The organism is Boseongicola aestuarii (assembly GCF_900184815.1).
Lineage (GTDB): Bacteria > Pseudomonadota > Alphaproteobacteria > Rhodobacterales > Rhodobacteraceae > Boseongicola > Boseongicola aestuarii.
This window is the reverse complement of record NZ_FXXQ01000002.1, coordinates 425,433-449,129: the sequence shown is the minus strand read 5'-3', so window position 1 is coordinate 449,129 and position 23,697 is coordinate 425,433. Positions and strand designations below refer to the sequence as shown.

Sequence of the window (23,697 nt, the reverse complement as noted above, 5' to 3'; positions counted from 1 at the left end):
CCGGGACGTATCGAAACGGAGGATGAACCCCATGACACCACGACGCCCTCGCGCGGTTGCTCTTTCTGCCAGACTTTCCGAAAACCGCCTGGCGCTGAAATGGATTGGCCTTGCGGGCCTGGTCGCGGGGACTTTGCTGGCGACGGGTTCGGTGGTGCGGGCCGATGCTCATGAAGAGATCATTGTAAGCCATGGGTATTCGTTCTTCGGCGATCTGGTTTATCCGGCGGATTATCAGCAACTGAACTACGTCAACCCGAATGCGCCGAAGGGCGGCGAGATCAGCCAGTGGGCGCCGGGCACCTTCGACAGCTTTAACAACTATACGCGCAACGGGCGTGCCGGGGCTTTGTCGACAATCGGGCATGAAAGCATCCTCACGACGTTTGCCGACGATCCGAACGCGTCCTACTGCCTTTTGTGCGAGACGATGGAGTATCCGGCCGAAAGTCTCGACTGGGTGATCTTCAATCTGCGCGACAACGTCACGTTCTCGGATGGCCGTGGCTGGACGGCGCATGATCTGGCTTTCACGCACAACCTTTTCATGACTGAGGGTCTTCCGTCCTTCCGCGCGGCTTTCGGCAGCATTATCGAAAGTGTCGAGGTCATCGACGACTACACCATCAAGTTCAACTTCACCGAATCCGCACCGCGTCGCGATGTGATTACGACAGCAGGGATTTTCCCGGCGTTCTCGAAAAGCTGGGTGGAAGAAACCGGTTTCAAGCTTGAGGAAAGCGGCCTTACGCCCATTCTCGGCACAGGCCCCTACCAACTCGACAGCTATGATGTGAACCGCCAGATCATCTATCGCTACAACCCCGATTACTGGGGCGCAGAACTGCCGCAAAGCCTTGGCCGCAACAATTTCGAGACCATCCGCATCGAATATTTCGCGGACAGCTCGGCCGCCATGGAAGCTTTCAAGGCTGGTGAATACACCTTCCGCGTCGAAAACTCCTCACGCGAATGGGCGACGGGCTATACCTTTCCGGGCCTGATAAATGGCTTTGTGGTGAAAGAGGAACTGCCCGATGGCAGCCTCGGCACGGGCCAGTCCTATGTCTTCAACCTGCGTCGCGAGAAATTCCAGGATCCGCGCGTGCGCGAGGCCATTGCGATGATGTTCAACTTCGAATGGTCAAACGAGAGCCTCTTTTACGGTCTTTATGAGCGGACCACGTCCTTCTGGGACAACGGAGGGGACCTGACGGCTGTCGGTGTTCCGACCCCGGAAGAGGTGGCGATCTTGCAGCCACTGGTCGACGAAGGCCTGCTGGATGCGTCTATTCTGACCGACGAAGTCGTGATGCCCACGACTTCCGGCCCCCGTCAACTTGATCGCCGCAATCTGCGTGCAGCTTCGGCCCTGCTGGACGAGGCCGGCTGGATCGTCGGTGACGATGGCAAGCGGCGCAAGAACGGACGCGTGCTGACAGTCGAGATCCTCGACAGCAGCCCTGCGTTTGACCGTATCCACAATCCCTTTGTGCAGAACCTTCTTGCGCTTGGGATTGAGGCCAAACTGGACCGTGTCGACCCAAGTCAGGAAACCGACCGGTCGCGCAACTACGACTACGATCTGACCGTCCACCAGTTTGCGCTTGGGTATGAACCCTCGACCGGCCTGAAGCAGTACTTCAGTTGCGAAGCCATGGACCAAAGCACACGCAACCTGATGGGCGTCTGCACGCCTGCGATTGATCGCCTGATCGAAAAGGCAATTTCGGCCAGTTCGCTGCAGGATTTGCATGCCTCGGTGCGATCTCTCGATCGTGTGCTGCGCGCGGAACGGTTCATCATTCCGCAGTGGATCAACAACTCGCATTGGGTCGCCTATTACGACATGTATCGCTATCCCGAGCCGCTGCCGCCGCTTGCGCTTGGGGCGCTTGATTTCTGGTGGCATGATGCCGAAGCCGAAGCCGCACTTCGCGCGCAAGGCGCGCTCTAGGGGATCGACGGCACCATGGGCGCATATATCCTCCGACGGCTATTGCTGATCATTCCGACGCTGTTCGGGATCATGGTCATCAATTTCACGCTGACGCAGTTTGTGCCTGGAGGCCCAATCGAGCAGATCATCGCGACAATGGAAGGGCAGGGGGACGTCTTCGAGGGGATCTCGGGCGGCGGTTCGGAAACCTTCGAATCACAGGGCGACGGCGGCTATGTGGGCGCGCGGGGCCTGCCGAAGGAGTTCATCGAAGAATTGGAACGCGAGTTCGGTTTCGATAAGCCGGCACATGAGCGTTTCGCGCTGATGATGTGGAACTATATCCGGCTCGATTTCGGAGAAAGCTACTTCCGCTCAATCAGCGTGATTGATCTGGTGATCGAGAAAATGCCGGTGTCGATCACGCTTGGCCTGTGGTCCACCGTCATCGCCTATCTGATCTCGATCCCGCTCGGCATCCGAAAAGCGGTCAACGATGGCTCAAGTTTCGACACATGGACCAGCGGCCTGATCATCGTCGCCTACGCGATCCCCGGTTTTTTGTTTGCGATCATGCTTCTGGTGTTGTTCGCCGGCGGCTCCTATTTCCAATGGTTCCCGCTTCGGGGCCTGACCTCCGACAATTTCGACGAGTTATCAGCCTGGGGCAAAGTCGTGGACTACCTCTGGCACATCACCCTTCCGGTTCTCGCGTCGTCCATTTCGGGATTTGCGACGCTGACCCTGCTTACCAAGAACAGCTTTCTCGATGAGATCAAAAAGCAATACGTTGTCACCGCAAAGGCCAAGGGCCTTTCGGAAGCCCGCGTGCTTTATGGCCACGTTTTCCGCAACGCCATGCTGATCGTCATCGCCGGATTTCCATCGCTTTTCATCGGTATCTTCTTCGGTTCCAGCCTGATTATCGAGACGATATTCTCGCTCGATGGTCTTGGCCGCCTTGGCTTTGAAGCCGCTGTCGCCCGCGACTATCCGGTGATTTTCGGGACACTGTTCGCCTTTGGCCTTGTTGGTCTTTTGGTCGGTATCCTGTCCGATCTCATGTACGTCTTCGTCGATCCGCGCATCGACTTCGAAAAGCGCGAGGTCTGAACCATGGCCTTGCCCGATCCCGTTATCGTCCCCGCACCCGTCGCCGCCGAAATCAAACGCAAGCGCCCGTGGCTGTCACCGCTCAATCAGCGTCGCTGGCGCAACTTCACCAAGAACCGTCGCGCGTATTGGTCCCTGATCATCTTTTCGGTGCTGTTCGGCCTCAGCCTGCTGGCCGAGTTCATCGCGAACGACAAGCCGATCTTCGTCAGCTATCGCGGCGAACTTTACATGCCGATTTTCAACTTCTACCCCGAAACCGAGTTCGGCGGTGACCTGCCCATCGAGGCGCAATACCAGTACGAAGACGTCGAATGCCTGATCCGCACTGGCGGCATCGAGGCCTGCTACGACGACCCCGAAGGCATCATGGCCGAAGCGGCGGAAACCGGGCAGGTCGACGGTGTCGAAGTTGAAGAAGGCTGGCTCCTCTGGCCGATGATCCCCTACCGCTATGACACCATCGTCGATATTCGGGGCGCTGCCCCAAGTGCGCCCGACAGCAACAACCTGCTTGGTACCGACGACACCAAACGCGACGTGCTGGCCCGCGTGATCTATGGTTTCCGTCTGTCGATCATGTTCACGCTGATCGTCACGGTCTGCGCCAGTATAATCGGCATCGCCGCCGGGGCGGTGCAGGGCTATTTCGGCGGCTGGCTGGACCTTGTGTTCCAGCGATTGCTTGAAATCTGGTCTTCGACCCCGTCGCTTTACGTGATCATCATCATGTTCGCGATTTTCGGGCGAAGTTTCTGGATGCTGGTGTTCCTCTCGGTCCTGTTCGGATGGCCGGCGCTGGTCGGTGTGGTGCGTGCCGAATTCCTGCGTGCGCGCAACTTCGAGTACGTCCGCGCCGCCCGCGCGCTGGGCGTGTCCAACGGCACGATCATGTTCCGCCACATGCTGCCCAACGCCATGGTCGCAACCGTCACTCTGTTGCCCTTCATCATTACAGGCACCATCGGGGGCCTCGCCTCGCTCGACTTTCTCGGATACGGGCTGCCGTCCTCCGCGCCGTCGCTTGGCGAACTGACCCTGCAAGCCAAACAAAACCTCCAGGCGCCCTGGCTGGCCTTCACGGGCTTTTTCACCTTCGCCATCATGCTGTCGCTGCTGGTTTTCATCTTTGAGGGCGTGCGTGACGCCTTTGATCCAAGAAAGACCTTCCAATGAGCAGCGACGTCCTTTTGAACGTGCGGGGCCTGAACGTGCACTTTCGTCAGGATGGTGCGCTGACACACGCCGTGCGCGACGTCAGCTTTGATCTGCGCCGTGGCGAAACCGTGGCACTTGTGGGCGAAAGTGGCTCCGGCAAATCGGTAACCGCGTTGTCCACGGTGTCGCTGCTGGGCGACAGCGCAGAAATCACAGGTTCGATCACTTACGACGGGGCCGAAATGGTCGGCGCCAACGAAGCCGAATTACGCCGCGTGCGCGGCAACGATATCTCGTTCATCTTTCAGGAGCCGATGACCTCGCTCAACCCGCTGCACACGCTTGAAAAGCAACTGGCCGAGGCCGTCGCATTGCATCAGGGACTCCGCGGAGAAGAGGCGCGGGCGAAGATCATCCAACTTCTCGAACAGGTCGGAATCCCGAACCCCGAAGTACGACTTGGAGCCTATCCACACCAGCTTTCCGGCGGGCAGCGCCAGCGCGTGATGATCGCCATGGCGCTGGCGAACGGGCCGGAACTGCTGATCGCGGACGAGCCGACAACGGCGCTGGACGTGACCATTCAGGCCCAAATCCTAGAGCTTCTGGCCGAACTGAAAGAGCGGCTTGGCATGTCTATGCTGTTCATCACCCACGACCTCGGGATTGTGCGGAAATTCGCGGACCGGGTCTGCGTGATGAAAGATGGCGAGATCGTCGAACGCGGCGATACTGCCGAGATCTTCGCGAAGCCAAGCCATCCGTACACGCAAATGCTTCTCAGCGCCGAGTCCACAGGAACACCCCTGCCGGTCCCTGCGGGCGCGGATGTCATCGCCGAAACGGATGCCTTGCGTATCTGGTTCCCAATCCAGCGCGGACTGTTGAAGCGCACGGTGGGGCATATCAAAGCGGTCAACGCTGCGACACTTTCGGTGCGGGCCGGGGAAACGGTCGGGATCGTCGGCGAGAGCGGGTCCGGCAAGACTACGCTGGCGCTTGCGATCATGCGTCTGATTTCGTCGGAAGGTCGGGTGAGCTTTCTGGGGCGCAATATTCAGGGCCTTAAATCCCGCGAAATGCGCCCCCTGCGCGCGGATATGCAGATCGTTTTTCAGGACCCTTACGGATCGCTCAGTCCGCGCATGACGGTCGAGGAGATTATTTCGGAGGGGCTGATGATCCATGACGTCGATTCCGGGCGGGATCGACGCGAGATGGTGGCCGAGATCATGGAAGAAGTCGGCCTCGATCCTGACATGATGCATCGCTATCCGCATGAATTTTCGGGCGGTCAGCGGCAGCGTATCGCCATTGCGCGCGCGATGGTGCTTAGGCCCAAGTTGGTTGTTCTGGACGAGCCGACGTCGGCGCTAGACATGACCGTGCAGGTGCAGATCGTGGAGTTGTTGCGCAATCTGCAGCAGAAATACGGGCTGGCCTATCTCTTTATCAGCCACGATTTGAAGGTTGTCCGCGCGCTCAGTCACAAAGTGATTGTGATGAAAGAGGGCGATGTGGTCGAACACGGGGATGCGGGGCAGGTGTTCGATGCACCGCGTTCCGATTACACCAAGGCGCTGATGGCCGCCGCTTTCGAGGTCAAGGCCGCCTCCTAGGGTTTCGAGCGGCTGCCTGTCCCTGACGTGTGGAATTGGTGTTTTTGAAAGGGTGAATGGGGCTGCGTCACTCCCCGGATCTGAGGCCGCGTTAACCTTAATGGGTGTTAGGGTTAATCGGGTCGGCGAGCGACGAGGCCGTAGCTGGTCCGGGATGGCGGCCCGGAGGGGAACGCATAATCACTTTCGATTTCGAAGCCGGCCTCTTTCACAAGCGATCGGATTTCGGCTTTGCCGAATGTTCGGTGGCGCCATTGCAGCCAGATTATCGCATTGCACCAATGGGGTTTGGACACCACAAGGCGAAGGCGGCCACCTCTCACAGTCAGGCTCTTGAGTTGGTTCAGCGCTAGGGCTGGGTCGGGGCAGTGTTCGATGACATGGGCGGCCAGCACTTCATTGGCGGGGTCATCCTGCACCTCGCCCAACGTCCCCCGCAAAAGCCGCGGCGCGACCCCGCGTGCGCGCAAGGCCGAGGCTCCGCGGTCCAGCATCGCTTGGCTGGGCTCAATGAGCGTCAGCTTTGATGGCGTGCCGTTGACGGCCACCCAGGCCTCCGAAAAAGCCGCGGTTCCGGCTCCCACATCGATTACGCGGGAATGCGCCCCGGGGCGGGGGCCGGGTTCGCAGAGGAACCCGAGATAGCCGTCATAATACCCAAGTGTGCGCATTTTGTCGCGCCATTTGCCGGCGGCGCTATCGTAGCGGTTGGTCAGGCTTTGCGGTGCGTCGCTCATGTGTTCAGAGTGCCATGATCGCAGCCCGTGCGCCAGATCGCCGCTGGCGTTGGCGCGGTCACGCCGCTAGGAAGAAGCGGACCCGGAACGAGAGCAATGACACATTCGATAAAACCCCAACCCGGCATTGACGATATCGTGCTTTACAAGGGCGGTGAGAGCCGCATTGACGGGCATGATCAGGTGCTGAAACTCAGCTCGAACGAAAACCCGTTCGGGCCGCCTCAGTCGGCGCAGGACGCCCTTATCGCGACAGCGGCGACGCTGCATCGCTATCCGTCCAGCGATCATGCCAGCTTGCGCAAGGCGATTGCCGATGTGCATGGGCTGGACGCGGATCGCATCATTTGCGGTGCCGGGTCTGACGAAATCCTGACGTTTCTCTGTCAGGCCTACGCGGGGCCGGGACTTGAGGTGATCTATACGGAGCACGGGTTCTCGATGTACCGGATTCTGGCCCTCGGTGCAGGGGCCACGCCCGTCGTCGTGCCCGAACGCGAGCGGGTCGTGGACGTGGACGCCATTCTGGCGGCCGTGACGGATGCGACGCGGCTGGTGTTCCTGACGAACCCCGGCAACCCCACCGGAACGATGATCGGCAATGAGGACCTGCACAGGCTGGCCGACAGCCTGCCGGATCACGTTCTGCTGGTCCTTGACGGGGCCTATGTCGAGTTTGCCGAAGGCTATGATGGCGGAGCGTCGCTGGTCGAATCCCGCGAGACCGTTGTCATGACGCGTACGTTCTCCAAGCTCTATGGTCTTGGCGGATTGCGCGTTGGCTGGGGCTATGGTCCGACCCATGTCATCGATACGCTGAACCGTTTGCGCGGGCCGTTCAATCTGGGCGTGCCGCAACTTGCGACGGCACAGGCGGCAATGCTGGACCGTGCCTTCGCTGAACACTGTCAATCCGAAAACGCGCGCCTCAGAACTTGGCTTGCCGAGGCTTTGGCGGAGATCGGAATTCCGTCTGACCCAAGTCACGCCAACTATATCCTTGCGCGATTTGCAGATGCGGCGGAGGCCAATGCCTGCGAGGCAGCGCTGCGCAGTGATGGCATCCTTGTGCGTAAGGTGGCAGGCTATGGCCTGCCCGAATGCCTGCGGATCACGATTGGCACACAAGCCAATTGCCAACGGGTGCGCGACTCGATTGAACGATTTCGAAAGGGCGAATGATGGCTCGGATTTATGAACGCGTCGCTTTAATCGGACTGGGGTTGATCGCCTCGTCGATGGCCCATGCCATGCGGCGCGGCGGGCTTGCCGGTGAGATCGTCGGAACCGCGCGCTCGGTTGAGACGCGCGAGATCGCCAGCGAGATCGGGTTTTGTGACCGCGTTGTCGACAGTGCGACCGAAGCCGTCCAAGGCGCCGACCTTGTCGTCCTCGCCATGCCCATCGGAGCGATGGAACCCGTGGCGCTTGAGATTGGGCCGCATCTGGCAAAGGGCGCGACGATCACTGACGTCGGGTCGGTCAAGCGCGCGGTGGTGGAGGCCGTCGGACCGCATCTGCCTGACCACGTCGACTTTATTCCGGGGCATCCGCTGGCCGGAACCGAACACTCCGGGCCGCGCTCGGGGTTTGCGGAATTGTTCGAGAACCGGTTCACCATCCTTGTGCCGGACGAAAACGCGAATACCGAGGCGGTCGCGCGACTGACGCGCCTTTGGGAAGGCATGGGGGCCAAGGTCGAGACGATGGAGGTCGACCACCACGATCTGGTTTTGGCCGTGACCAGCCACACGCCGCACCTGATCGCCTATACGATGGTGGGTGTGGCCGATGATCTGAGACGCGTCACCGACAGCGAAGTGATCAAATACTCCGCCGCCGGTTTTCGCGATTTCACCCGGATCGCTGCATCGGATCCGACGATGTGGCGTGACGTGTTCCTCAACAACAAAGAGGCGACGCTGGAAATCCTCGGACGGTTCACGGAAGAGCTTTTCGCCTTGCAGCGTGCTATTCGTACCGGCGACGGCGATCACCTTTTCGACTATTTCACCCACACGCGCGCCATTCGACGGGGCATAATCGAGGCTGGTCAGGATACGGATGCGCCTGACTTTGGCCGGATCGGAAAGAAGTCATGAAGCGATTGATTGCAGGACTTGCGTTGCTGGCTCTGGTGGCCTGCGGCGGTGGGGATAACAGTGCGAATTTGCCTGGACTTGTGGCCGTCAAACGCGCGCCGGTCACGGGGCCCGGCGGTTGTGGCGTCCGCGATGCCTGGGTTGTGACCGAAGTTGCGGGCGTGCGCCTGTCGCGCCCGTCGATCATGACGATGCGAACGGCGCGCGCACTGGACCGCTGGGTGCGACGCGGGGCTGTGCCGGCGATCGGGCGGCGCGGTGGTGGGTTGGTCGAACTGACCGTCGCGGCGCATTACGCATGCCGGACCCGCAACAGCCGCGCGGGCGCCCGTCTGTCTGAACATGCGCAGGGACGCGCGATCGATATATCCAGCTTCGTTCTGGCAAGTGGTGAGCGGATCAGCGTTCTGCGCGGCTGGCGCGGCGAGGACAGCCGGGTCCTGAGGCGCATGCACGGGGCGGCTTGCGGGCCGTTCGGGACCGTCCTTGGACCCAACGCGGACCGGCACCATCAGGACCATTTCCACTTCGATGTCGCAGATCATCGCGGTGGGCCGTATTGCCGTTAAAGCGGCTTGTTCGGGGCTCTGCCCCCGCTTCGCTCCCCCGGGATTTTCCGGACCCAAAGAACAGTATCAGCGGATGACGATCTTCGGTGCGTCCCCCAGCGGGATAGGGCCGAGGAAAACACGGCCTGAGCGCAGGCTGAGATCGGCGTCGATCGTATCCGAGGGGCCTTTCAGCGCTGCGAGGAATTCCAGAGCGGTCTCGATGGTTGGCGCGACGTTTTCACCGACCATCCCGCTTGCGACGAACATCTGCAGCAGACGGCGCCAATCAACGGCCTTGATAGAAATCTCGCCCGTTGGCGTGCCGCGTGCGTCGACGTCAAGGGCACCGGCCGCGCGGAACGTGACGCTTCCCCATTCGGCTGAGAGGTCATTCAGATCGATCCGGACGATTTGAGGGCGCGCAATTTCGATGGCGCCACGATCCCAGGGGGCGGTGAATCCGATGTCGGCATCAAAGCGCATGCGTTCGACCGTCCTGGGCAGCAGCCCGGCGGGGTCGAGGATTGCAAGCACCTCCTGCGGCGGATGAAATCCCAGCAGTTCGGCACCGATCCGATGTGCATTCGCGCGCGCCGGGATTTGTTCGGTGGCGAAACGACCCTCGTCAAGGCGCGCGGTCCAGCCAAGGGTCGAGCCGACGCTCAATGCTTCGATGATGATCGTCGAACGGTCCAGCGGCAGCGATGGGCTTGGCTGCATGAAGATGGACCCACGCGCCTGATCGTGGCTGAGGTCGAGCGTCTGCAGCGGCGTCGAAAGACGGTGTTCGTTCGGCAGCACCGCGATCACCTGGTGCGGTTTGTAGGCCAGCGCCAGAAGCTGAAGGAACGGCGCGGACCAGGCAACGCCCGTCTCAGGATCGGCAAAGCGGATATCGCTCAGGGTCGTGTCGAAACGATTGGGAAAGCCCGCGACATCAATATCGGCAACATCCGCCGCCCAGCCTTCCGAGCGGCGCTCATCGACCCAAGCCGTCAGCGCGCGATCCAGCGCGGACGACCCGAAAGCCCACCACGCCATCCATCCCAGTGACGCCACCAAAACCACGACGATCAAACGACCCATTTGGCCCTTTCCCCTTTTTGCGTTGCCTCGTATTAGAGGCCTTATGAATAAAGGACCAGAGACACTTGCGACCCCCCTTTGGGTCTTCGGCTATGGATCGCTGATCTGGAACCCGGGCTTTCCGGTGGCCGAGCGACGCCTTGCCACGATGCACGGGTTTCGGCGCAGCTTTTGCATGTCGTCGATCCATCATCGCGGCACCGATGCCGACCCCGGACTGGTCCTTGCGCTCGATCCGGCCCCGGACGCGTCCTGCACCGGCGTAGCCTTTGCGGTTCCTGACGAAAAGGCCGAGGCCACGGTCGCTTATCTGCGCGAGCGGGAGCTGATTTCTTCGGCCTACATCGAGCGTGTTCTGCCCGTCACTTTCGAGGATGGCGAGACCGTTATGGCGCTTTCCTACGTCGTTGATACAGACCATGTGCAATACGTCGGCGGCATGGAGCTTGAACGGCAGGCGCAGATCATCGCCCATGCGGTTGGCGGACGCGGCCCCAACACCGAGTATTTATGGAATACTTTCAGTCACTTGATTGATCTCGGCATCGAAGACGCGGAGCTTGCATGGCTTAGTGATCGCGTCCGCGAGATCGTCAGCGCGACCTGATTCGATTGAGGTTGGCAGCGCGCCGGGCTTCGCCTATTCTGCCCCAAATATAACAGCGTCAGGACCGGCCCCCGAATGGACAAACCGGATCGCGAGGTCGAGCTACAATTCACCCAACCGTATCGTCAGATTCTGACGATGCTGATCGTTTTAGGACTGGTCGGCGCGGGTGCATATGTGGCCTACCCCCAGGTCGCGCCAGTCTTTCTGGCGAACCCCTATCTCAACGGCTTCATAGCCTTTGTTTTCGTCATCGGCGTCTTTGCCTGTTTCTGGCAGGTCTACCAGCTTGTCAGTTCGGTCATTTGGATCGAAGGATTCGCCCGTGACCGTCCGGGGCATCAGTTCACCGCAGCGCCGCGATTGCTGGCGCCACTGGCGAACCTTCTGCGCAAACGCGGTGCCCGGATGCAGCTTGGCGTTTCGTCCACCCGATCGGTGCTCGATTCCGTCGCAACCCGCATCGACGAAGCACGCGATATCACGCGCTATATTGTCAACCTGCTGATTTTCCTTGGCCTTTTGGGTACGTTCTACGGCCTTGCGACCACAGTTCCGGCGGTTGTGGACACCATCCGTTCGCTGGCGCCGCAAGAAGGTGATAGCGGCGTCGCGGTCTTTGAACGCCTGATGACCGGGCTGGAAGCACAGCTTGGCGGCATGGGCGTGGCCTTCGCGTCGTCGCTCCTTGGTCTTGCGGGATCGCTTGTCGTCGGCCTGCTTGAGCTTTTCGCAAGCCACGGCCAAAACCGCTTTTACCGCGAGCTGGAAGAATGGCTCTCGACCATCACGCGCATCGGATATTCCGCAGACGAAGGCGGCGGCGAAACCGCAATCGACACAGGCGCAATCGCACAATTGTCCGAGCACATGGCCGAACGTCTCGACCAGATGCAGGCGTTTTATGAAGAAGCCGCCTCGCGCCGCGAAGCCGCCGAAGACCGCCTTGGTATGCTGGCGAATGCTGTATCGCGACTTGCCGACCGTTTGGGCGAAGGCGACGTAAACGCTGGCCCCGACATGTCTGCGGTCATCCACAGTCAGGAACGCCTGAGCGAAGCGATCGAAACACTCGTGACCGAAGGAACGGGGCAGGTTGATGCCGAAAGCCGGATGCGCCTGCGCTCGATGGATGTTCAGATGCTGCGCATCCTTGAAGAAATGTCCGCAGGTCGTCAGGAATCCCTGAGCGAGTTGCGTTCGGATCTCGGGCAATTGACCAAAGCCGTGCGCGATCTGGCCCGTGATCGCTCTGGCGGAACGTATTAAGCCATGGCGCTGACCCGTCGATCCTCGCAACGGATGTCCGGGTCGATCTGGCCCGGCTTCGTGGATGCGATGACCGCCCTCTTGCTGGTCCTGATGTTCGTCCTGACGATCTTCATGGTGATGCAGGCCGTGCAACGCGAGACGATTACCGGACAAGAAACCGAACTTGACCAACTCGCCGCCGAGGTCACCTCGCTGTCGATCGCCCTTGGTCTGTCGCAGCAGCAAACCTCGCGGCTGGAAGACGACCTGACGTCTCTGCAAAGCGAAAGCGACCGGCAGTCGGTGCTGATTAGCAACCTGACCGGACAACTTGACCAGCAGGCCCAGGCTCTGTCTGAACGCGACGCGGCAATTGCCTCTTTCGAAGCGCAGGTCGCGACGCTCTTGTCCGAGCGTGACGATGCGCGCGCGCTTGGCGCGGAACTGGCCGCCGACATCAACGACCTTGAAGCGGCGCGCGCAGTGCTGATCTCCGAGCAGGAGGCGCTGCAACTGGCGCTGGCTCAGGCCCGTACAGAGATTGACGCGCAAACCGAAGCCGCACGCCTTGCCGCCGCACGCCGCGAGGCCCTTGAGGCGTTGACTGCCGATCTTCGGGCGGAAGCCGAAACGCGCGAAGCCTCGCTTTCGCAGGCGCTGGCGGCGCTGGAAGCCGCCGAGGCGACGGAAGCCGCACTGGCCGAAGCCGATGCCCGTACTGCATCGCTGACGGCGGAACTTGAAAGCGCCGAAGCGGCGCGGCTGCGCGAACTGGCCGCCGCCGAAGCGCTGCGTGCCCGGCTTGCGGATGCCGAAGGCGCACTTTCCGAAGAAGAACAGGCCCGCCTTGCCGAAGCGGCCGCCGCCGAGGCGCTGAGAGAGCGGCTTGAAAATGCCGATGCCGAATTGACCGCCATGTCGTTGGCGCTCGAAGAGCAGCGCCAGAAGGCCGAAGACACGCTGACCCTTTTGGCGGGTGCGAATGCCGTCGAGGCGGAACTGAATGACCGTCTGGCAGCGGCTCTTCTGGAACTCGAAAACCGCGAGGCCGAACTCGCTGACCGTGAGGCGCTGGCCGCCGAGGTTGCCAACCTGCGCGCGGCGAGTGCAGACACTGCCGCGATCCGCGACCAGCTTGCAGCGGCTCTGGCAGCCCGGCTTGCGGCGGAAAACGCAGCGACCGAAATTCTGACCGAACAGGAACGCCAAGCAGCACTTTTGTCGACGGCCCGCCAGCAATTGGCCGAAGAGGAAGCCCTGTCCGCTCAAAGCCAGCGCGAAGTCGAAGCGCTCAATCAGCAGGTCGCAGCGCTGCGGTCGGAGCTTGGGTCGCTTCAGGCGCTTCTCGATGCGGCAGCAGACGCCGACAGCGAAGCGCAGGTGCGCATCGAAGCACTTGGTTCGCAACTGAACACCGCGCTTGCCCGTGCGGCACAGGAAGCCAAACGTGCCGCAGAACTGGAGGCCGCCGAGGCCGAACGTCTGCGGATCGAGGCCGAACGCCTGCAGAATCAGGTCGCCGATCTTGAAGATTTCCGATCGGAGTTCTTCGGAACGATGCGTCAGGTCCTCGGGGACCGCGAAGAAGTCCAGATCGTCGGAGATCGCTTCGTGTTTTCGTCCGAGGTCTTATTCGAAAGCGCGTCCGCCACCCTGTCTGAGGAAGGTCAGGTGCAAATCGCGCGAGTCGCAAATGTCCTGGCCGAAGTTGCCACTCTGATCCCGAGTAGTATCGACTGGATCATCCGTGTGGATGGTCACACCGATAACATCCCGCTGGGAGGGTCAGGCGAGTTTGCCGACAACTGGGAACTCAGTCAGGGCCGCGCTTTGTCGGTGGTGAAGTTCATGACCGAAGAGCTCGGTTTCCCTCCGGACAGACTGGCCGCCACGGGTTTCGGCGAATACCGCCCTGTCAATGCTGACGACACGCCCGAAGCCCGCGCGCAGAACCGTCGGATAGAACTCAAACTGACCGAGCGCTAAGAGCGGAGCGAAGGGATTCGCCTCCGCACGCGATTTATTGCGCCGTGCATCCGCACGTCGCGGTGCCTCCGGCGCGGATGTTCGGACCGAAAGAGCACGGGCGAGTGTTTCTTTGAGTCAGGAAGTCCCGGTGTGAGGCTTTTCAGGCCGAGGCGCAGCGCCCCTTTGTGGGGGCAAGAAAAAAACGCCCCGCGTTTCGGCGGGGCGTTTTTTCTTCAAGCGGTTCGCGCGGGTCAGTCAGCCGTCAGAAGCGGAGGCTTTTTCTTCGGAGAAATCCGCTTTGTCTTGTGTTCGATCCGAAGGTCGAGCTTGCCCTCCTTCACGCCCACTTTGACAATGCCACCTTTGGCGAGTTTGCCGAACAGCAATTCCTCGGCCAGAGGCTTCTTGATTTCTTCCTGGATGACCCGCCCCAGAGGACGCGCGCCCATCTTGTCGTCGTAGCCTTTGTTCGCCAGCCATTCCGCCGCAGGCCGCGTCAGTTCGATGTGAACGTTGCGGTCCATCAGTTGCGCTTCGAGTTGCAGCACAAACTTTTCGACGACCTGGAGGATGACTTCTTTCGGCAGCGCACCAAAGCTGATCACCGCGTCCAGACGGTTGCGGAATTCCGGCGTGAAGGTGCGTTCGATCGCGGCCGTGTCCTCGCCCTCGCGCCTGTCGCGACCAAAGCCGATCGCGGCCTTCGCCATGTCCGCCGCACCGGCGTTCGACGTCATGATCAACACAACGTTGCGGAAGTCGACCTTGCGCCCGTTGTGATCCGTCAGACTGCCGTGGTCCATGACCTGCAGCAGAATATTGAACACATCGGGATGCGCCTTTTCGATCTCGTCAAGGAGCAACACACAATGCGGATGCTGATCCACACCGTCCGTCAATAGCCCGCCCTGATCAAAGCCGACATAGCCCGGAGGCGCACCAATTAGCCGCGAGACCGCGTGCTTTTCCATGTACTCCGACATGTCAAAGCGCATCAGTTCGACCCCGAGGATATCCGCCAATTGCTTGGCGACCTCGGTTTTACCGACACCGGTCGGCCCAGCGAACAGGTAGTTCCCAATCGGCTTTTCAGGCTCGCGCAGACCTGCACGGCTAAGTTTGATGGCGGACGCCAAAGCCTCGATCGCCTTGTCCTGACCGAACACAACGCGCTTCAGTGCCGCGTCCAGATCTTTGAGGACTGCCGCATCATCCTTCGAGACGTTCTTGGGCGGAATGCGCGCAATCTTGGCCACGACGTTCTCGATCTGTGTGACGTCGATCGTCTTGACGCGCTTGTCGGCCGGCACAAGATGCTGCGCCGCACCGGCTTCGTCGATCACGTCGATCGCCTTGTCCGGCAGTTTGCGGTCGTTGATGTAACGCGCAGACAGCTCCACAGCCGTGCGCACCGCGTCATCCGTATAGCTTACCGAGTGATGCTTTTCGAAGTAGGGCTTCAGACCCAAAAGGATTTTCACGCTGTCATCGACAGTCGGCTCATTCACGTCGATTTTCTGGAACCGGCGCGACAAGGCGCGGTCCTTTTCGAAATGCTGACGGTATTCTTTGTAGGTTGTCGAACCCATGCAGCGCAGTTTTCCGCCCTGAAGCGCAGGCTTCAGAAGGTTCGACGCATCCATCGCGCCACCAGAGGTGGCACCAGCGCCAATGACCGTGTGGATTTCGTCGATGAACAGGATTGCATCAGGATGCTCTTCCAGTTCGTTGACGACCGCCTTCAGACGCTCTTCGAAATCGCCCCGGTACCGCGTGCCGGCCAGAAGCGCGCCCATATCGAGCGAGAAAATGGTCGAGCCCTGCAAGACCTCGGGGGTTTCCCCCGCGATGATCTTGCGCGCAAGACCTTCTGCAATCGCAGTTTTACCCACGCCGGGATCGCCCACCAGAAGCGGGTTGTTCTTGCGGCGGCGACACAGAACCTGAATGCAACGTTCGACTTCGTCCTGACGTCCGATCAGGGGATCGACGTCGCCCTTTTCGGCCTTCACGTTCAGATCGACGCAATACTTGGCAAGCGCGCTTTCCTTGGCGTCCTCTTCGGGCGCGCCGTTGGTAGCCTGTGCTTCCTCGTCAAAGTCCGGCGCACCGGAGACTGACCGACTTTCACCAAAGGACGGGTCTTTTGCGACACCGTGCGCAATGAAATTCACGGCATCATACCGCGTCATATCCTGCGCCTGCAGAAAATAGGCCGCGTTCGATTCGCGCTCGGCAAAAATCGCGACCAGCACGTTCGCGCCTGTCACTTCAGTGCGCCCCGAGGACTGCACATGGATCGCCGCCCGCTGGATGACCCGCTGGAACGCCGCGGTCGGAACGGCTTCCGACCCTTCGACTTCGGTCACCAGGGTGGACAAATCTTCATCGATGAAATCGTTCAGCGTCTTGCGCAGGTCTTCAAGATCGACGGAACAGGCCTGCATCACTTTTGCGGCGTCAGGTTCATCGATCAGTGCCAGAAGCAGATGCTCCAGCGTTGCAAGTTCGTGGCGGCGCGAATTGGCAATCGCCAGCGCTGCGTGGATCGCATCTTCGAGCGTCTTGGAAAAAGATGGCACGCTCTGTGCTCCTTTACATTGGAGGTCAGGCAGGGAAAGGCCCCACCGTACCCTGGCCTCATAGTATTAGACTTCGGTTAGTTTCGCCGAGCTTCAAGGCTTTTTTCTTTGAGATACATCACATTTTCGCTGAGTGACGTATTTTCTACCTTAAATCGCGGGTAAATCGGGCATTTTAGAAAGAATTTTTTCTGCGCCGCACTTCTACGAAGACCGCTTCGTCTGAAGCGTCTGACATATTTAGGGCATCTTTTACGCTCTGCAATCCCACGCGAAGGTAAGGATTGGTCCTGAGTTCAAGGTCAAGCGTCGTGGGAACCGTCGGCTTGCCTGTGGCGCGTGTCTGTTTGGCCCCTGCGATGCGTTCGATCAGATCCGGGTTGTCTGGTTCGATCGTCAGGGCGAACTTGCCGTTCGCAAGGGTGTATTCATGTCCTGAACAGATCACCGTCTCCGGGGGCAGGGCACCCAGACGGGTCACGCTGTGATACATCTGGTGCAGGCCGCTTTCCGGGGTCTTGCCACAGCCAAGCGCCATAAGCGTATCAGCCGTGAAAACGACATTCGCCTGCGGCACGTAGTAGGCGACGTGGCCCTCGGTATGGCCGGGTACATGCATGACCGTGACGGCAAAACCCGCGAAATCGAAGCTGTCGCCATCGTCATGGGCGACGTCCAGTTCGGGCAACCGGTGCGCATCGCCGCGAAACCCGCGAACGCGCGCGCCGAAACGCTCGCGCATGATGTCGACACCGTCGATATGATCCCAATCGTGGTGCGTTATCCAGATCTCATCCAGCCCCCAGCCGCGCTGGACCAGCGCCTCCATGATTGGATCGACGCCCGGAGGGGCATCCACTAGAACGGTCTTGTCTTCGGTGTGCAGCAGATAATTGTAGTTGTCTGCTTCGGTCGCGATCGTGACAAGTTCAAATGTCATGGCAATGCCCGTTTAACCCTTTATGGTTTCCAGAATGTTTCAGCCAGAAGAAGGCACAGCGTAATGCACCTCGATGTGCTCGATCTTAGAACTTTTTACTACCGAACCCAACTAGGGCGCGGTGCGCAGGAAGCCATACGACAACAGGTCACGGCCCTGTGGCCATCTGCCAAGGGTCAAACCGTCGCGGGCTTCGGCTTTGCTGTGCCGCTGCTGCGCCCTTATCTGGCCGACGCCCGCCGCGTGACGGCCCTGATGCCCGGTCCGCAGGGCGTCATGCCCTGGCCTGCGGACAAGGACAACGTGTCGGTGCTCTGCGAAGAAACGCAGTGGCCCGTCGAGACTGACAGCCTCGACAAACTGGTCGTGATGCATGGGCTTGAGACAAGCGAACATCCGATTGCCCTGCTGGACGAATGCTACCGAGCGCTTGCGCCCGAGGGCCGCGCGCTTTTCATCGTGCCCAACCGCGCCGGTCTCTGGGCGCGCCGAGACGGAACGCCCTTCGGGTTTGGTCGCCCCTACAGCCTTGGCCAGCTCGAAGGCCAACTGAAAGCCATCGGCCTGCCGCCATCGCGCCACGTCGCAGCCCTCTACCAGCCGCCGCGCGCTACACCTTTCTGGCGGAAGACCGGCCATATGTGGGAAAAACTCGGTCGCCGCGTGTCGAACCGCTTTGCGGGGGGCGTCTTGATGGTCGAGGTCAGAAAACAGGTGCCCGCACCCCCGCGCGCGGGCCTGAGCGAAGCGATGCGACGCCCCCTTCGTGTACTCGACGGCCTGAAACAACCAGGGCCAAAGCCGGTTTGACGCCGTAATCGGGCCTGATACCCCCCTGACTCGCGCGATAAAAATGCGTTCGTTGGGACTTTTCAGTGACTTAGAATTGCGCAAACCGTCGCACCTTTGGCTAAGTGTCTGATTTTGCTCAATCCGAGCCTTTCGGGCAATGTTGACTACCCGGTTGCCCGGTCAAACGGGCTCTGCTACATCACCGCTGATTTTGAGGCTTGGTCGCGCGACCAGGCTTGGGATGCGCGGCTCGGCCAAATCTGTTTTGGCCCTGTGTCGCAAAGAAATTAAAGAACTACGCGGAAGGGGTCTCGTGTCAGAATCATCGTCAATCTCGACCGGTATTGCAGCCCGTTATGCGTCAGCCGTGTTTGCGCTGGCCAAGGACGGCGGCGCGCTGGACGCGCTTGAGCGCGATATCGAGACGCTGGAAGGGGCGCTGAAGAACAGCGACGACTTCCGTGCATTGATCCACTCGCCGATCTACAGCCGGGAAGAACAGGGCCGGGCCATCGCCGCCCTCGCCGCCAAAATGGGCCTCAGCGACACCGTCGCCAACACCCTCAAGCTGATGTCGTCCAAGCGCCGCCTCTTTGTGTTGCCGAACCTCATGGCCGTCCTGCGCGACCTGATCTCGGACGAAAAGGGCGAAGTCACAGCCGATGTGAAAACTGCCCGCGCGCTCAGCGAAGCACAAACAACCAAACTTGCCGAAACGCTGAAAGCGTCTGTCGGCAAAGATGTGAAGATGAATGTAACCGTCGATGAAAGCCTCATCGGCGGTCTTATTGTCAGAGTGGGCTCGAAAATGATCGACACGTCGGTCGCTTCCAAGCTCGCAGCACTCCAGAACACCATGAAAGAGGTCGGATAAATGGCGATCCAAGCAGCAGAGATTTCTGCGATCCTGAAGGACCAGATCAAGAACTTTGGTCAAGAAGCAGAAGTGGCCGAAGTTGGCCGCGTGCTCAGTGTCGGCGACGGTATCGCCCGCGTCTATGGCCTCGACAACGTTCAGGCCGGTGAAATGGTCGAATTCCCCGGCGGCATCATGGGCATGGCGCTGAACCTGGAAAGCGACAACGTCGGTATCGTGATCTTCGGTTCCGACCGGGACATCAAGGAAGGCGACACCGTCAAGCGCACGAACTCGATCGTGGACGTTCCATCGGGCGACGCGCTTCTTGGTCGCGTTGTTGATGGCCTTGGCAACCCACTTGACGGCAAAGGTCCGATCGAAACCACCGAGCGCCGCGTTGCAGACGTGAAGGCCCCCGGCATTATCCCACGTAAATCGGTTCACGAACCGATGGCGACTGGCCTCAAAGCCGTTGACGCGATGATCCCGATCGGTCGTGGCCAGCGGGAATTGATCATTGGCGACCGCCAGACCGGTAAGACAGCCGTCGCGCTCGACGCCATCCTGAACCAGAAATCCTACAACGAAGCCGCTGGCGACGACGAGAGCAAGAAGCTCTACTGCATCTACGTCGCAATCGGCCAGAAGCGTTCGACTGTTGCACAGCTTGTGAAGCGCCTCGAAGAAAGCGGCGCGATCGAGTACTCAATCGTCGTTGCCGCAACCGCTTCCGACCCGGCGCCGATGCAGTTCCTTGCACCCTACGCCGCAACCGCGATGGCCGAGCACTTCCGTGACAATGGCCGTCACGCTCTGATCATCTACGATGACCTGTCCAAGCAGGCCGTGTCATATCGTCAGATGTCGCTGCTTCTGCGCCGTCCACCAGGACGTGAAGCCTATCCGGGCGACGTTTTCTACCTTCACTCCCGTCTTCTGGAACGTTCGGCCAAGCTGAACGAAGACAATGGCTCCGGCTCGCTGACGGCTCTGCCGATCATCGAAACCCAGGGCGGTGACGTTTCGGCATTTATTCCGACCAACGTGATCTCGATCACAGATGGTCAGATCTTCCTCGAAACAGAACTGTTCTTCCAGGGTATCCGCCCTGCCGTGAACACCGGTCTGTCGGTGTCTCGCGTGGGCTCAAGCGCTCAGACTTCCGCCATGTCGTCGGTTGCTGGTCCGGTGAAACTGTCGCTCGCTCAGTACCGCGAGATGGCAGCGTTCGCGCAGTTCGGTTCCGACCTCGACGCCTCGACCCAGCGCCTGCTGAACCGTGGTGCGCGTCTGACCGAACTGATGAAGCAGCCGCAGTATTCGCCACTGACCAACGCCGAGATCGTTGTCGCGATCTTCGCCGGCACGAACGGTTTCCTCGACAAGCTCGCACTGAGCGACGTCAGCCGGTTTGAAAAAGGTCTTCTGACGCATATGCATGCGAAACACAGCGATGTCATGGACTGGATCACCAACGACGATCCAAAGATCAAAGGCGATGCGGCGGACCGCCTCAAAGCCGCGATCGAAGACTTCGCCAACGATTTCGCCTAAGACTGAACGCCCGGAAGGACAGGGATAGATGCCCAACCTCAAGGACCTGAAAAACCGGATCAACTCGGTCAAATCGACCCGGAAGATCACGCAGGCCATGCAGATGGTCGCCGCAGCGAAATTGCGCCGCGCCGAAGAAGCTGCCGCCGCGGCCCGGCCCTACGCCGAGCGGTTCAACGCCGTCATGGCCGAGCTTGCCTCGTCCGTTGGCGACAGCGACAGCGCGCCCAAGCTGCTCAGCGGCACGGGCTCGGACAAAACGCATCTGCTGGTCGTCATGACCGCGGAACGCGGCCTCTGTGGTGGTTTCAACTCGTCGATCGTCAAGATCGCGAAAGCGGCCGCCACCAAGCTGGTCAGCGAAGGCAAGACGGTGAAAATCCTGACTGTCGGCAAGAAGGGTCGCGAGCAGTTGCGCCGCGACTTCAGCGACCATCTGGTCGGACATGTTGACCTCAGCGACGTCAAACGCCTCGGTTACTCCGATGCGCAGGGCGTGGCGGAAAATGTTCTGACCCGCTTTGACGCTGGCGAATTTGACGTTGCCTCGATCTTCTATTCCGAGTTCGAGACCGTCATTAGCCAGATCCCGACTGAAAAGCAGATCATTCCCGCGACCTTCGAAGAAACCGAGGACGCCGGCGAGGCGACGATCTACGACTACGAACCTGACGAGACGGAAATCCTCGCGGATCTTCTGCCCCGCGGGATCGCAACGCAGATCTTCACGGCCCTCTTGGAAAACGCAGCGTCTGAACAGGGTGCCCGGATGAGCGCCATGGACAACGCAACACGCAACGCGGGCGATATGATCGACCGCCTGACCATCCAGTACAACCGTTCGCGTCAGGCTGTGATCACGAACGAGTTGATTGAAATTATTTCGGGCGCGGAAGCGCTCTAAACGACCGGAGAGACCAGAGATATGGCAAACGCAAAAGGCAAAGTGACCCAGGTCATTGGCGCTGTTGTTGACGTACAGTTCGACGACGATCTGCCCGAAATTTTGAACGCGCTTGAAACCGACAACAACGGCAACAAGCTGACCTTGGAAGTCGCACAGCACCTTGGCGAGAACACCGTTCGTGCCATTGCGATGGACGCGACCGAAGGCCTCGTTCGCGGCCAGATCGTCACCGACATGGGCGAGCCGATTTCGGTCCCCGTCGGAACCGCAACTTTGGGTCGCATCCTGAACGTCGTCGGCGAACCAGTGGACGAAAAAGGCCCGGTCGAAGCAACCGAGCGCCGCGCCATCCACGGCGACGCCCCGGCCTTCGATCAGCAGTCGACCGCCACTGAAATCCTGACAACCGGCATCAAGGTCATCGACCTTCTTGCGCCTTACACGAAGGGCGGAAAAATCGGCCTCTTCGGCGGTGCGGGTGTTGGCAAAACCGTTCTCATCATGGAACTGATCAACAACATCGCCAAAGTGCACTCGGGTGTGTCCGTGTTCGCCGGCGTTGGCGAGCGGACCCGTGAAGGCAACGACCTTTACCACGAGATGATCGAATCCGGCGTTATCACTCCCGATAACCTCAGCGACTCGAAAATCGCTCTGGTCTACGGCCAGATGAACGAGCCTCCGGGAGCACGTATGCGCGTCGCACTCTCCGGCCTGACACTGGCCGAGCAGTTCCGCGATGACACGGGTTCCGACGTGCTGTTCTTCGTAGACAACATCTTCCGCTTTACGCAGGCGGGTTCCGAGGTGTCGGCGCTTCTGGGTCGTATCCCGTCCGCTGTGGGCTACCAGCCAACGCTGGCCACCGACATGGGCACCATGCAGGAACGCATTACATCGACCAAATCCGGCTCGATCACGTCGGTGCAAGCGGTCTACGTCCCTGCGGACGACCTTACCGACCCCGCACCGGCCACATCGTTCGCCCACCTCGACGCGACCACGGTTCTTGACCGTGCGATCTCGGAAAAAGGCATCTACCCGGCTGTGGACCCGCTTGGTTCGACATCGCGCCTTCTGGACCCGCAGATCATCGGCGAAGAGCACTACAAAGTCGCGACCGACGTTCAGCAAATCCTCCAGCGCTACAAGTCGCTTCAGGACATCATCGCCATCCTCGGCATGGACGAACTGTCGGAAGAAGACAAACTGGCCGTGGCCCGCGCCCGCAAGATCGAGCGTTTCCTCAGCCAGCCGTTCGACGTGGCGAAGGTCTTCACAGGCTCTGACGGTGTTCAGGTCCCGCTTGAAGACACAATCGCATCGTTCAAAGCCGTTGTGGCAGGCGAATACGACCACTTCCCCGAAGCAGCCTTCTACATGGTTGGCGGCATCGAAGAAGTGAAAGCAAAAGCCGAAAAACTGGCCGCTGAAGCCGCCTAAGGAGTGAAAGCCAATGGCTGACACAATGCAATTCGACCTTGTCTCGCCCGAGCGCCGTCTGGTTTCGGGTCAGGCGACCGCGGTGCAAATTCCGGGTGCCGACGGCGACATGACGGCAATGCCCGACCATGCCGCCACCGTGACGACCCTGCGCCCCGGTGTGCTTTCGGTCGAAATGGACGGCGGACTCCAGGAATTCGTCGTCACCGGCGGGTTCGCGCAAATCTCGTCCGAAGGCACAAGCGTTCTGGCCGAAGAAGCTCTGCCCAAGGGTGAAGTTACGTCCGAGTTCCTTGACGAGCGCGTCGCCAAAGCCGAAGCCGCCCGCGACGCTGCCGAAGGCGAAGCGGTCGATACCGCGGCCAAGCGCGTGGCTGATCTGCTGGCGCTCAAAGACGCGCTTTAAGCCGGCAAAGGTTGCACGAAATGACAAAGGGCCCCGTTGGGGCCCTTTTTCGTTGATGCGCTTCAAACGACGCCAGGAAGCGG

20 protein-coding genes are annotated in these 23,697 nt (G+C 60.2%); 16 read left to right on the top strand and 4 right to left on the bottom strand.

Annotated elements, in window-relative coordinates; all coding sequences use genetic code 11:
• The first annotated feature begins 22 nt into the window (after nucleotides 1–22).
• From BOA8489_RS05220 to BOA8489_RS05205, 4 genes are read left to right on the top strand one after another with little or no spacing between them, the layout of a single operon-like run.
• Nucleotides 23–1,957 (top strand): extracellular solute-binding protein, encoded by a 1,935-nt coding sequence (locus BOA8489_RS05220; protein WP_370807131.1) that lies wholly within the window; start codon nucleotides 23–25, stop codon nucleotides 1,955–1,957.
• 15 nt (nucleotides 1,958–1,972) lie between these two features.
• Nucleotides 1,973–3,052: a microcin C ABC transporter permease YejB gene (locus BOA8489_RS05215; protein ID WP_093972911.1), complete on the top strand. Its 1,080-nt coding sequence runs from the start codon at nucleotides 1,973–1,975 to the stop codon at nucleotides 3,050–3,052.
• A 3-nt stretch (nucleotides 3,053–3,055) separates the two neighbouring features.
• Nucleotides 3,056–4,228, top strand: coding sequence for an ABC transporter permease (locus tag BOA8489_RS05210; RefSeq protein WP_093972910.1), 1,173 nt, complete (start codon nucleotides 3,056–3,058; stop codon nucleotides 4,226–4,228).
• A complete protein-coding gene (locus BOA8489_RS05205; RefSeq protein ID WP_093972909.1) occupies nucleotides 4,225–5,829 on the top strand; it encodes an ABC transporter ATP-binding protein in 1,605 nt (534 codons plus the stop codon). Before BOA8489_RS05210 ends, BOA8489_RS05205 begins: the two co-directional genes overlap by 4 nt.
• Nucleotides 5,830–5,942: 113 nt before the next feature.
• On the opposite strand, the gene BOA8489_RS05200 is transcribed toward BOA8489_RS05205, so the two are convergent.
• Nucleotides 5,943–6,566, bottom strand: a complete 624-nt coding sequence (locus tag BOA8489_RS05200) for a class I SAM-dependent methyltransferase (RefSeq protein WP_245813670.1) — start codon at nucleotides 6,564–6,566, stop codon at nucleotides 5,943–5,945.
• 96 nt (nucleotides 6,567–6,662) lie between these two features.
• On the opposite strand from BOA8489_RS05200, the gene hisC reads away from it, so the two are divergent.
• Genes hisC through BOA8489_RS05185 form a run of 3 tightly spaced genes read left to right on the top strand, consistent with a single transcriptional unit; the run spans nucleotide 6,663 to nucleotide 9,237 of the window.
• The gene (gene hisC / locus BOA8489_RS05195; RefSeq protein WP_093972908.1) at nucleotides 6,663–7,748 is read left to right on the top strand and encodes a histidinol-phosphate transaminase; all 1,086 of its coding nucleotides are present in this window, start codon (nucleotides 6,663–6,665) and stop codon (nucleotides 7,746–7,748) included.
• Nucleotides 7,748–8,668: a prephenate/arogenate dehydrogenase family protein gene (locus tag BOA8489_RS05190; RefSeq protein ID WP_093972907.1), complete on the top strand. Its 921-nt coding sequence runs from the start codon at nucleotides 7,748–7,750 to the stop codon at nucleotides 8,666–8,668. The genes hisC and BOA8489_RS05190 overlap by 1 nt, the downstream gene beginning before the upstream one ends.
• Nucleotides 8,665–9,237 carry an extensin-like domain-containing protein gene (locus BOA8489_RS05185; RefSeq protein ID WP_093972906.1) on the top strand — a complete coding sequence of 191 codons (573 nt, stop codon included), beginning with the start codon at nucleotides 8,665–8,667 and terminating at the stop codon, nucleotides 9,235–9,237. The genes BOA8489_RS05190 and BOA8489_RS05185 overlap by 4 nt, the downstream gene beginning before the upstream one ends.
• A 66-nt stretch (nucleotides 9,238–9,303) precedes the next feature.
• Here the strand turns inward: BOA8489_RS05185 and BOA8489_RS05180 are convergent, their stop codons facing one another.
• Nucleotides 9,304–10,305 carry a DUF2125 domain-containing protein gene (locus BOA8489_RS05180; RefSeq protein WP_093972905.1) on the bottom strand — a complete coding sequence of 334 codons (1,002 nt, stop codon included), beginning with the start codon at nucleotides 10,303–10,305 and terminating at the stop codon, nucleotides 9,304–9,306.
• 43 nt (nucleotides 10,306–10,348) lie between these two features.
• On the opposite strand from BOA8489_RS05180, the gene BOA8489_RS05175 reads away from it, so the two are divergent.
• From BOA8489_RS05175 to BOA8489_RS05165, 3 genes are all read left to right on the top strand, one after another.
• On the top strand, nucleotides 10,349–10,912 hold the full coding sequence (locus BOA8489_RS05175) for a gamma-glutamylcyclotransferase (protein ID WP_093972904.1): 564 nt from the start codon (nucleotides 10,349–10,351) through the stop codon (nucleotides 10,910–10,912).
• Nucleotides 10,913–10,987: 75 nt separating this feature from the next.
• Nucleotides 10,988–12,181, top strand: a complete 1,194-nt coding sequence (locus tag BOA8489_RS05170; protein ID WP_093972903.1) for a biopolymer transporter ExbB — start codon at nucleotides 10,988–10,990, stop codon at nucleotides 12,179–12,181.
• A gap of 3 nt (nucleotides 12,182–12,184) precedes the next feature.
• A complete protein-coding gene (locus tag BOA8489_RS05165; RefSeq protein WP_093972902.1) occupies nucleotides 12,185–14,149 on the top strand; it encodes a peptidoglycan -binding protein in 1,965 nt (654 codons plus the stop codon).
• A gap of 233 nt (nucleotides 14,150–14,382) precedes the next feature.
• On the opposite strand, the gene clpA is transcribed toward BOA8489_RS05165, so the two are convergent.
• Together clpA and gloB are read right to left on the bottom strand one after the other, a co-directional pair.
• The gene (gene clpA / locus BOA8489_RS05160) at nucleotides 14,383–16,713 is read right to left on the bottom strand and encodes an ATP-dependent Clp protease ATP-binding subunit ClpA (protein ID WP_093972901.1); all 2,331 of its coding nucleotides are present in this window, start codon (nucleotides 16,711–16,713) and stop codon (nucleotides 14,383–14,385) included.
• Between the two features lie 175 nt (nucleotides 16,714–16,888).
• Nucleotides 16,889–17,653, bottom strand: a complete 765-nt coding sequence (gene gloB / locus BOA8489_RS05155; RefSeq protein WP_176440213.1) for a hydroxyacylglutathione hydrolase — start codon at nucleotides 17,651–17,653, stop codon at nucleotides 16,889–16,891.
• Between the two features lie 63 nt (nucleotides 17,654–17,716).
• Between gloB and BOA8489_RS05150 the strand changes: the two genes are divergently transcribed.
• The 6 genes from BOA8489_RS05150 (at nucleotide 17,717) to BOA8489_RS05125 (ending at nucleotide 23,614) form a co-directional block, all read left to right on the top strand.
• On the top strand, nucleotides 17,717–18,463 hold the full coding sequence (locus tag BOA8489_RS05150; protein ID WP_093972899.1) for a methyltransferase domain-containing protein: 747 nt from the start codon (nucleotides 17,717–17,719) through the stop codon (nucleotides 18,461–18,463).
• Between the two features lie 295 nt (nucleotides 18,464–18,758).
• Nucleotides 18,759–19,319: a F0F1 ATP synthase subunit delta gene (locus BOA8489_RS05145; RefSeq protein WP_093973057.1), complete on the top strand. Its 561-nt coding sequence runs from the start codon at nucleotides 18,759–18,761 to the stop codon at nucleotides 19,317–19,319.
• Nucleotides 19,320–20,858, top strand: coding sequence for a F0F1 ATP synthase subunit alpha (gene atpA / locus BOA8489_RS05140; RefSeq protein WP_093972898.1), 1,539 nt, complete (start codon nucleotides 19,320–19,322; stop codon nucleotides 20,856–20,858).
• Nucleotides 20,859–20,886: 28 nt separating this feature from the next.
• Nucleotides 20,887–21,762, top strand: coding sequence for a F0F1 ATP synthase subunit gamma (locus BOA8489_RS05135; protein WP_093972897.1), 876 nt, complete (start codon nucleotides 20,887–20,889; stop codon nucleotides 21,760–21,762).
• A gap of 21 nt (nucleotides 21,763–21,783) precedes the next feature.
• Complete coding sequence (atpD, locus tag BOA8489_RS05130; RefSeq protein ID WP_093972896.1) at nucleotides 21,784–23,208, top strand: F0F1 ATP synthase subunit beta; 1,425 nt, start codon at nucleotides 21,784–21,786, stop codon at nucleotides 23,206–23,208.
• Between the two features lie 13 nt (nucleotides 23,209–23,221).
• Nucleotides 23,222–23,614: a F0F1 ATP synthase subunit epsilon gene (locus BOA8489_RS05125; protein WP_093972895.1), complete on the top strand. Its 393-nt coding sequence runs from the start codon at nucleotides 23,222–23,224 to the stop codon at nucleotides 23,612–23,614.
• The last annotated feature ends 83 nt before the right edge of the window (nucleotides 23,615–23,697 follow it).

Excerpts from the sequence above, each read along its gene's own strand:
- BOA8489_RS05220 (WP_370807131.1), top strand. The coding sequence starts at position 23 with ATGAACCCCATGACACCACGACGCCCTCGCGCGGTTGCTCTTTCTGCC.
- BOA8489_RS05215 (WP_093972911.1), top strand. The coding sequence starts at position 1,973 with ATGGGCGCATATATCCTCCGACGGCTATTGCTGATCATTCCGACGCTG.
- BOA8489_RS05210 (WP_093972910.1), top strand. The coding sequence starts at position 3,056 with ATGGCCTTGCCCGATCCCGTTATCGTCCCCGCACCCGTCGCCGCCGAA.
- BOA8489_RS05205 (WP_093972909.1), top strand. The coding sequence starts at position 4,225 with ATGAGCAGCGACGTCCTTTTGAACGTGCGGGGCCTGAACGTGCACTTT.
- BOA8489_RS05200 (WP_245813670.1), bottom strand. The coding sequence starts at position 6,566 with ATGAGCGACGCACCGCAAAGCCTGACCAACCGCTACGATAGCGCCGCC.
- hisC (WP_093972908.1), top strand. The coding sequence starts at position 6,663 with ATGACACATTCGATAAAACCCCAACCCGGCATTGACGATATCGTGCTT.
- BOA8489_RS05190 (WP_093972907.1), top strand. The coding sequence starts at position 7,748 with ATGGCTCGGATTTATGAACGCGTCGCTTTAATCGGACTGGGGTTGATC.
- BOA8489_RS05185 (WP_093972906.1), top strand. The coding sequence starts at position 8,665 with ATGAAGCGATTGATTGCAGGACTTGCGTTGCTGGCTCTGGTGGCCTGC.
- BOA8489_RS05180 (WP_093972905.1), bottom strand. The coding sequence starts at position 10,305 with ATGGGTCGTTTGATCGTCGTGGTTTTGGTGGCGTCACTGGGATGGATG.
- BOA8489_RS05175 (WP_093972904.1), top strand. The coding sequence starts at position 10,349 with ATGAATAAAGGACCAGAGACACTTGCGACCCCCCTTTGGGTCTTCGGC.
- BOA8489_RS05170 (WP_093972903.1), top strand. The coding sequence starts at position 10,988 with ATGGACAAACCGGATCGCGAGGTCGAGCTACAATTCACCCAACCGTAT.
- BOA8489_RS05165 (WP_093972902.1), top strand. The coding sequence starts at position 12,185 with ATGGCGCTGACCCGTCGATCCTCGCAACGGATGTCCGGGTCGATCTGG.
- gloB (WP_176440213.1), bottom strand. The coding sequence starts at position 17,653 with ATGACATTTGAACTTGTCACGATCGCGACCGAAGCAGACAACTACAAT.
- BOA8489_RS05150 (WP_093972899.1), top strand. The coding sequence starts at position 17,717 with ATGCACCTCGATGTGCTCGATCTTAGAACTTTTTACTACCGAACCCAA.
- atpA (WP_093972898.1), top strand. The coding sequence starts at position 19,320 with ATGGCGATCCAAGCAGCAGAGATTTCTGCGATCCTGAAGGACCAGATC.
- BOA8489_RS05135 (WP_093972897.1), top strand. The coding sequence starts at position 20,887 with ATGCCCAACCTCAAGGACCTGAAAAACCGGATCAACTCGGTCAAATCG.
- atpD (WP_093972896.1), top strand. The coding sequence starts at position 21,784 with ATGGCAAACGCAAAAGGCAAAGTGACCCAGGTCATTGGCGCTGTTGTT.
- BOA8489_RS05125 (WP_093972895.1), top strand. The coding sequence starts at position 23,222 with ATGGCTGACACAATGCAATTCGACCTTGTCTCGCCCGAGCGCCGTCTG.